The 9,703-nt window shown below is 39.6% G+C and carries 4 protein-coding genes; all 4 read left to right on the top strand.

Translation table 11 applies throughout. The features are described from left to right. Positions 1–44: 44 nt before the first annotated feature. The gene (locus KKC91_04280) at positions 45–374 is read left to right on the top strand and encodes a hypothetical protein (protein MBU0477767.1); all 330 of its coding nucleotides are present in this window, start codon (positions 45–47) and stop codon (positions 372–374) included. Positions 375–444: 70 nt separating this feature from the next. Further along, the gene (locus KKC91_04275; GenBank protein MBU0477766.1) at positions 445–6,825 is read left to right on the top strand and encodes a LuxR C-terminal-related transcriptional regulator; all 6,381 of its coding nucleotides are present in this window, start codon (positions 445–447) and stop codon (positions 6,823–6,825) included. Positions 6,826–6,974: 149 nt separating this feature from the next. After that, positions 6,975–7,544 (top strand): hypothetical protein, encoded by a 570-nt coding sequence (locus KKC91_04270; GenBank protein ID MBU0477765.1) that lies wholly within the window; start codon positions 6,975–6,977, stop codon positions 7,542–7,544. Between the two features lie 294 nt (positions 7,545–7,838). Beyond that, entirely contained in the window at positions 7,839–9,410 is a 1,572-nt protein-coding gene (locus KKC91_04265) for a hypothetical protein (GenBank protein ID MBU0477764.1), read from the top strand. The last annotated feature ends 293 nt before the right edge of the window (positions 9,411–9,703 follow it).

The following is a 9,703-nucleotide window of genomic DNA, read 5'->3' as shown; positions in this document are numbered from 1 at the left end:
TAAAGTTTAAAAAAGCTTATAATTTGTAGAAATAGGGGTATCTCATGATAAAAAATACAATTTCTATTAGTCTATTGATATTAATCATCACCATTAGTTTTATAAATAACCCTACCTATGCTGTTCCTGAATCAGTGAAAAGTACTAAAATGGGCACCAAAAAACAGGTAGAACAAGACTATGAAAGAGAGCGTCAGTTTATTGAAAAAAGAAGCCTTATAGAAGAAGTTAGAGGAAAGATAAATGAAGAAGCTGAAGATACGTTGCAACAACAAGAAGCAGAACCATGCCCAGATCCATTATTTTCGCCTAAATTTCTAGGGCCATTTAAAGATGAACCCGTGCATATTCCGTTGTCTAGTGAAAAAGATTAAGCCACAGATGCCAGTGTAGCTGCACCATCTCATGGTGCCAATGTGCCAAGTAGAATTTTTTACCAAAATTATGATAAAGTTTAAAAAAGGTAATAACTTGAAGGTTGTAGCAATATTATTGAGCATAGTATTCTTATGTAATACCAGTCTATATTCCTGCCCTGGTTCAGAAGATACTCTAAGAGTTCCTGTTGGAGAAGCTGGTACCCGTAGACGCATGAAAGAAGTTTATGATGAACAGGAAAAACACACAGTCCCTAATCGTGCAACGGATATTGAAAGCTTGGGAAGACTTTTACAGGAAAAAGGCTTTATAGAAGATTTTGATGTAATCAAGCTGATAGGACAGGGTTCTTTCTCTGCGGTATACAGGGAAACAACGAGTCACGGTGATTACTCCGTGCACTTGAGCACTGCAATAACTCCTTCCATGGTTCGCTTCTATGATCAGATTAGATTAATAGCATATGAGGCAGGATTGCCGATTCAACCATTCGTTCGTGATAGCGCCAACCAACCCTACACAGAGGCAGATGGATGTATTGTTACCGTTACAACCTTTGTTGAAGGAGAGCCTGGCGAGTGGGGTCAAATGACGCAGAAGCAGTTGCTGGTTACGGCAGAGGCTCTTTGTCGATTTCATAGAGCCATGAGGGAAAATCTACCATTATTGAAACACTTGTATGACTCCATGAGGGAGGAATTATCGATTCGAGAACGGGTTGATCCCAAAAACAAAGGCTGGCCGTCAATCGATTTGTACCACCTTGATGAAGCCCTTGAGCAATTTGAAATTCTCCGGGAAGGTGCCCAGGGACAAAATACAAGAGAAGCCAGGGCTTTCCTTGATAATTATGATTTTTTTATAAAGCAGCTCGAAACCTTAACTGAAAACATAACACCACATCTTCAAGATGAAGGTTTGCTTTGTACCATCGGGCACGGTGATTACAATCCTAGGAATGTACTATTGCGGGATGGTTCGCTTCTTACAGGTATCCTGGATTTGGATTTCGCTGCGGTGATGCCTCGCATCGCTGATTTGATTAACCTTATGATCGTAAGTCAAACTCCAACTTCGAGGTTGCAATTCGACATAGATAAAGTCGAAACGTTCATTCTCGCTTATCAACAGGCGGCCGAGGAGCCCTTGACGGACATAGAGCGTAAACTGTTGCCAGAGATAATGCGTTGGTTTTATCTACAGCTTGTGTTGACAGATGCTTACTATGTTCTGCGAGGTGGGGTTGAGTGGTCGATAGAAGAATCTCTTATGCAAGAACGCCAGGCATTGGAAAATATTCCAACATGGGATTGGGCCGAACTCGCTACAAAAATCGCACAAGATGCTATGACTGTGAAGGAAGCAGCTGTAATATTAGACGGGATGCAAACTGCCTTTGGGAGTGTATCAGGAGAAGATCTGAGGGATTTGGTAGCTACTATGGAGCCTTTGACAGTACCACAGCGCCGAGCGTTAGAAAGAATGATAAGAACGGGAGAGCAGACAGGACAGATTGTTTCTGACAGGGGTGAAAGACCAGCATTAGCTGGAGAAGGAGATCTTAACTGGCATCCACATTTAGATTTCGATGATGTCTTAGAACTTGGACTTACAAGCGATGATATGTATGCATTAGTTGGCGAAGCCGCATATTTAATTCAGACTGGAAGCATTAATCTTAAGGGGAGCCTTCTTTTGTCGCAAAAGATAGTTCGTTTTCGCCTGTACCCTTCAACGCAATTTGGAGGTTTTATTGTGTGTGTGACAAGCATTAAGGACCAGATGACTGAAGGAGTCGTAGAGTTTCCTGGAGTTGGTGCCGAAGTTATACATTTCCCATCCCAAGACGCGAGCTACGAGGGAGTCGGGATAATTGAAGGAGCAGCCCGCGGTGCAAGTATGGGGCCACTATGGGCAGCAATAGAAGCGGCCAGAGAATTAATAGCAGCGGGCAAATATCAAGAAGCCTTAGCTATATTAATGCCAGCATTGACGTTGGCTCGAATATATACACAAGGAAAAACTCCGGATTTTGATGGATATCAAACAGCGATAGCTGTATCTGATAGAATAGCTGAAGTTGAGACAATTATTGATGTGGATAGAGACCTTACTGAAGGGATTCCTGCAGCAGAGGCTTTAGTCGCAGAAGCCCAGGCAGCATTAGCTCAGGCGAATAGATGTCGCTGGGGACCGAACAGAGGACAAGTTTTGTTTGAATATAAAGGAAGGGTTACATTAAAAATCCCGGAATTATTTAGCTCCTTTAGGCAAGTTTTAGTTGACGAAGAGCTAGTTGAACTTATTGGGACAGAACGTATTAATGAGATATTAGAGTTTATAGCTTCAATGTATGAAAATGATCCCGGACGTTTTGAAGAAAATCTGATTAATGAAACTATTCATCATGGAGGAAAACTAAGTGGTTTTTCTGCTCTAACAGGAAGAGTAGATGATGAGGAAGTTGGTGAACCAAATATCCTTCTTATTACTTTAAATCCTGTTACTCGTGGTATTAGATTAGCTGTCCATTATTCTGCAAAAGATAAACATAGTAAAGAATTCAGCGCTGTTTATGCACTTAGATCTGAGGTCGAAGTCCCCGGGCCGCAAATAAATTCTGTTGAGATGTCTTCAATGCCTGTTCCGGCAGTAAAAGTGGTTTTTCCTAAATTCCGCATTGCATTTAATGGTGATGTAGTTATAGTTGATGGTTTGACCAACCGAAGAATCCAGAATCCTACTCGACAAGCTATCATTAGTATAATAAGAGAAGCTACAGGTAATCACATGGTTAGCTTAGATTTAACAAAGTTACTTAGAAAATTGGGTGCAATACGTCTCCATGCACATATTATTGCTGATCCAGAAGGGCGTAAATGGCTTGTTGTAGGTAAAGAAGCTTCAGGTAAGGCTGCTCTTGCTGGAAAGATACATGAACGCCCTGAGTTGTATGGAAAATGGGACTTGTTTGCAGCAATACAAGCTGCAGCATTTTTAGATCCAGATGACAAAGATGTATTGGTAGCTGGCGATCTCCAGGGAGATAGGCCTACGAGGAGGTTGTATTATCTAGATAGGGATACAAGGCATGTAGATACAGGTATGACTCCAAAACGTGGCTTTTACAAGATATATGGCATAATAATCATGGATAGTTCTCCCATGTTTTCTGGTTCTTATCAACGTTTTTTGACTCCTTTAGACAACTTAGAAGAAATACTCGGTCGTGCTATAGCAAGAATGCCATTAACGAAGGCATATGAAGGTTATTTAGATGATATAACTGAATTATTTGAAAGGGTTGCTAAAACATTACCAATAATCTTGGTACATAGACCCAAAGACACGCCACTGCCTGTTTTTGAAGAAATGGTTAATAGAGTAGTTGATCTGACCACCAGCGCTTCTGCCGGGATTGAAACACATGTTCAACTTTCAAATGATGCACCGGGTGGGGAAGGAGGACAGGCTGGTAACGTTGGGCCAGTTTTAGATGCTCAAATGGCTTTAGATGCAGGAAGACATAAAGAAGCTTATGACTTATTAATGGAGGCTTTATTAGGTGAGGATTATGTGGCTGAGGTTTTTACAGGAGAAGCTATGGAAGAAGTGATAGACAGATTGATTGAACATTATCCTGAAACTACAGAAGAAGGAAGAATACTTAGAGCGATGAGGCCTATAGTAGAGGAGCATCAATATGATGCTGACCAGACTGCGATGAAGGCAACATTAGCTCAGACAGCAGAAAAGGTTGTCAGTGACGCATTAAACAATTTGTCTCCACGTGAACTAGAAGTCTTGAAGCTAGCAGCTCAAGGTTTGATGAATAGTGAAATTGTCAGTAAATTATCGCCTATCAGATGGAAAGGTGAGGTTAAAAAGCATATAGGGGAAGGTGCGGTTAAAAATCATATGAAGCATATTTATCAAAAACTCGGTCTCACTGAGACAACTCGTGATAAACGACAACGAGCGATTATAATAGCATTAGAAAATAACGTTGTAGATTTTCCGGATTGGGTTAGAAATGCAGGGGTAAAACTAAGAGATATCCTTTCTCCTAGAGAACAAGAAGTTCTCGAATTGGTAGCCAAAGCGTTTACGAGTAAGCAAATTGCAGATAAATTGGGTATAAAAACTAGAACAGTTAGGATCCATATAAATAGCATCAGTAGAAAAATAAGGGATGAGATTGAGAGTGGTAGATTAGAGGACTATATGACTCGTCACGAGATGGCATTGCTTTGGTTTTTCCAAAATGGAAAATATGTATCAAACACAGATGTCGCACTAGTTAATAAGGCTCTAGAAGAAAGATTAAGAACAGTAAGAGATGACATGGGAAGCATGACGTACTTGATGAACCCCAATCAATTTTATTTTGGTGCCCCCTCAGTAGCTAAATATGGATTGAGTTCTGCAAAAGAGGCCCGTGAATTAAAAGAAAGGTTGCGGGTTGAAAGGGCGGCAATGGATAAAACTTTGAGGGCATTTAGTAGGCTTGCGCCAGAGACTAAAGTAGTATTTAGATTGGATGGTGTAATGGTTGATGATGCGGAATTGAGAGTTTTAATCGAAGAAATTAGAGAAGGCAGGATAGATTTTCCTGTTGCCATTTCTGCTTCTGAAGACGATAGGGCTACTACTTGTTTCTTTGACAGAAGACCTGGATTTGGCCCATTATCAATTGGTTGTTACAGTCAAGAGTTGCAGCGTGTAATAGTAAAGAAGCTATCTCCAGGCGAGAGACGCATATTTGATATTATACACAATAACCTTGGCGATACTCTTACTGTAGATATTCTTGTAAAACGAACGAGGTTAGTTGATGTTGAAGTTACTATGTATGTGAGAGGACTTAGTTTTGAGTTAGGACTTGCGATGAGATGGAATGTGCCTCATGATGAAAGAATCGTTGCTATCCAGGAATATTTATTGTCTCAACAAGCAGTTGCAGCCGAAGAAGCAATGGAAGCCTTAAATGATCCTGATAATATCAGGGGAGCTGAAGAAGCTATTTCAACATTACTAGATGGCGCTGCAATAGGGGTTTCTGATACATCAATAGAAGAGCTTGCTCGAAGAAGAGATGAGTTGGATGAGCTTATGGCAGAACTGAGGGTAGTATTATCGTCGAGTAGTACATTGCAATCTGAAGGAGAGGATACTGTATTACTATATGGAAGCTTGAAGCGTTTAAGGGAAGCTATAGATATAGAATTAGCAAGAATAGGACATTTAAAAGATGCTGTTGATACGGCAGAAACAGAGTTAGATGCAGCTCGTAAGAAAGCTGCAAGAGAAATAGCTGCGATAGAAGATTCAGCAGGAGATCGTCATTTTTCTCGTAGGTCTAGAAGAATAGAAGACAAATACAACATTCCTGAGTTAAGAGGTGCTTTAAATAGAGCAGAGCAAGCTTACCTGAATGCTACCAGGTATAGGCAGATAGACTCAGAGGGAAGAAAAGCAGGTTATGTAATGGCAATATCTCACGTAAGGGAAATCATTGATCAGAAAAAACAGCAGGTAGAAGGACAAGAGCATCGACCTCCAAAATCAGAGCGGAAGAGAGAAGGACATCTCATTGTAGATGCAAAGCCTCATAGACGTCATCCGATTATAGGGAGATTAATTGAAGGCGAAGCAATAGATGAAGTTATCAATAATTTACGAGAGGTAGAAATCCCTGAAATCTTAGAAGCTTTACTCGATGATATAGCAGAATTGCGAGGACTGACAAGGATACCCGGTGGATTTACATACACTAATCCTATACTAGATAGCTATGGAATTAGTACGAGAGAAGAGGCTGAGTTGTTATGTACTCAGTTGCTAAGGATAAGGAGAATTGTAGACATTGAGTTAATAAGAAGAAAGCATCTAAGAGAAGCTGTTGATAGAGCAATGGAAGAGTTAGCGTTGGCTCGTACTAAAGCTGAGAGAGAAATAGCTACATTAACTTTAGGAGGGGTCAAATTAAGACGTGGAAAGGTTAGGGAAATATATGAAAGACACGGGATACGTGACTTAGAGTTAGCGTTACATAGAGTAGTGGAAGCTTACCGCAACCCTGCTAGGCAGACAGATGCGGAGGATGATTATGACTGGGTACGAGAAGCAATAGTAGTCTTGGAAGATGTAGTTGCTTTTAGCGCTGAGTATGCATTATTAGAACATGGAGTTGATGTAGAAGCTGGACAAAGAGCAGTTATTATAACTACGGATCCTCTACAAGAAGAGCGTTTGATGAATCAGCCAGAAATAAGAGAGAGATTAGGATACGATATATTTATCATAAGATTAGAAAGAGGTACTGAAGCAGAGATACAGTGGAATGCTCTATTAGGTGATTATGGAGTGCGTTATGATTTTAATACAATGACGATTGAAGAGATAATTAATAACAGGAATTTGATTGAAGTACTTGTCGGAGTATAGTAATATAAAAACCCCTCTTGAAATCCCACCATTTCATCTTGCCTATATAATTCCACAGTAGTATTTATACTTTTTTGCATTTAAGTCAAACTCAAAGTTTGAAACTTTAGGATAGGTAGAGTATAATTAGGGACTAAAGGAGATCTTCGGTGAAAAAGTTGTTCCTGTCAATTTTAATATTATCTATTATGTTTTGTTCACTTGCTATAGCAGAAGAGCTGGAACGAGAGGGCCCCGATGGGTTAAAATATGTGGAACAAGTCTTGAAATATAAGGGTATAAGGCGGCATAGGATAAAAAAGACTAATGATGCAGAACAATTATTTATTACAGCGGTAGAATTACTCAAAGAAGGGTATTATGATAATAGCATGGAATATTTAAAAAAGGCTATAAGGAAAGATCCAATATATCTTGATGCTCATTTTATATTGGCTAGCTTATATGAGAGAGAAGGTGATTTAGAGAGCATGGAGAAAGAATATAGATTCTTTCTGAAGAAATCGCACGTAATGCGTAAATGGAAAGAAGAAAGTTTTGGGCTAAAAGATAAGGAATTTGAATTTATCAAAAGGAAATTTGATTATTATAATATTCCATTAAAAGAGCCGACCTCTCACTATATAAATACTAAATATTGGGTTATCGGAACGTTATTCATACTGGTTGTTATATCAATAATATTTGTATTAATAAGAAAATCATCGGATTTATTTTAATAAATAAAAATAAGGACATAAGAGGGACATAAGAACATAAAAGACATAAAGACATAAGAGACGTTTACCACAGTGAAGCAGAAGCTGTCCCAGCTTTATTCGGGAACCTGTCCCCACAATATTTTTATCAATTCACTTCCCCCTTGCCTATATAATTCTACAGTAGTAACATACCCGTATAAGGCTTACAAAAAAAATAAAATTTTTTGAAAGAAAATGATGGGGTGGTGTGTCTATATATTAAAGGGGGAGAGGAGAGTTAGTGAATTGGGGAAAAACCAAAGGAGGTGTTTAGTGAAATGCTTTACTGTTTTATCAGTAGTTTTTGTGTCTTTGTTTTGTGCTGTAGCTTTTAGTTTTGCTGACGAACTCTGGGAGCCAGTGACTGGGATTAACGAGCCTGATATAAGAGAGGTTGTGGTGATGGAAGGGGTCGTCTTTGCAGCGTCAGAGAAGAGATTGTATAGGAGTGAAGATGGTGGTGTTACGTGGGAAATAGTGTTTTCAGCAAAAGGTGATGGTAATAGTATTAATTTTATCAGTATTTCGGAAAAGGCGGTATTTGTCTGCACAGAGAAGGGTGTTTATAAAAGTTTGGATGGTAAGTCCAAATGGAGAACCATATTTAAAGGAGTAGGCCCGGAGGAGAATAGCATATTGCATATAGCATTTTTGGAAGAGGGAAAGATTTATATTGGGACAAGAGGAGGGCTTTTTGTCAGTAATGATAATGGAGTAACTTGGGAAAAGGATTCCGGTGGGGCAGGGAATCTTAGTGTGAGATGGATTGCGCCTAAAGGGAAGGAGCTATTTCTTGCAACTGAATATGGTGTATATAAGGGTTCGGATTCTGGGTGGAGAAGGGTTTTTGTAACCCAAAGAGAAGAAGCAGAATATGATAGTGATTTGCAAGACGAAGCAGTAAGCGCAGTAAAGCCGGTTAATAGCATAATGGTGGATAAAGAGAGGATATTTCTTGCGGCAGATTTGGGGATATTTGTCAGCGATGATAATGGAGAGACCTGGCAGAGCTTTACATCAGATGGCCTTATGTCACGGAAGGTAAAAAGACTTTTATTTAAAGATAATGTTTATGCAGCAACGGAAGAAGGTGTTTTTGTTTTTGAAGAAAAAGGTAAAAAATGGAGGGCTTTGTATAAAGGCATGGCGGCTGACAAAGCGCAGTCTATAACAAGGGCAAATGATGGGACTATCTGGGTAGCAACTAATAAAGGGTTGTATAGGTCAAACGGGACTTCGGCTGTCATTGCGAGGAACGTAGTGACGAAGCAATCTCAAGAAGAGATTGCTTCGTTCCTTCCAGTCGCTCGCAATGACAAAAGGAATGCAGAGGAAAATATTTTAGAGCTGTTTAACCACGAACCTAGTATTAAAGAAATGCAAAATGTAGCTATTGAATATGCAGAAGTGCATCCTGGCAAAATAAAAGAGTGGAGGGATCGCGCTCAAAAAAAGGCGCTCCTTCCTGATGTATCAGTCGGGCTAGATAGATATGTTACCGACTACTGGCACTGGGATGCAGGAGCAAACCCAGATGTTTTGGTCAGGGGCGATGATGCCATAAGCTGGGATGTTACTATGTCATGGAAGCTTGGCGAGTTAGTCTGGAATGATGACCAAACAAGCATTGATACAAGAAGTCGTCTCATGGTGCAGCTGAGAGACGATATATTAGATGAGATTACTAGGACATATTTTGAGCGTCGAAGACTGCAGATAGAATCTTATATATCACCACTGGAAGATCTGAGACTAAAACTGGAAAGAGAATTGAGGATACAGGAACTCACAGCAGACTTAGATGCCTTGACAGGAGGCTATTTTTCTGAGAGGGTAAAACCATAGGAGCTTATCTGGTCAGATGGCATAGGGAATTTATGAGTTCCTTCAGATGCTCCTATTCGTCATATCCTCAGGATAAAATTCAGCCATACAACGTACATTCACTTTGTTTTGTAAGTTGTGACATATATTCTGAGCCTACCTTGACAAATAGAAAAGCATGTGGTATACTTCCTGCATATCTGTTTTTTGTTTCCTCGTTTTAATATATGCCTCATATAAAATTTAATTGGATTGATATTCTATTCGTAACGCTATTAATTAGAATAGGTTACGTAGCTTTAAAAGACGGCATT

The organism is bacterium (genome assembly GCA_018812485.1).
Classification (GTDB): domain Bacteria; phylum JAHJDO01; class JAHJDO01; order JAHJDO01; family JAHJDO01; genus JAHJDO01.
Note: the sequence above shows the minus strand (reverse complement) of the source record. Positions and strands in the feature narration are given on the sequence as shown.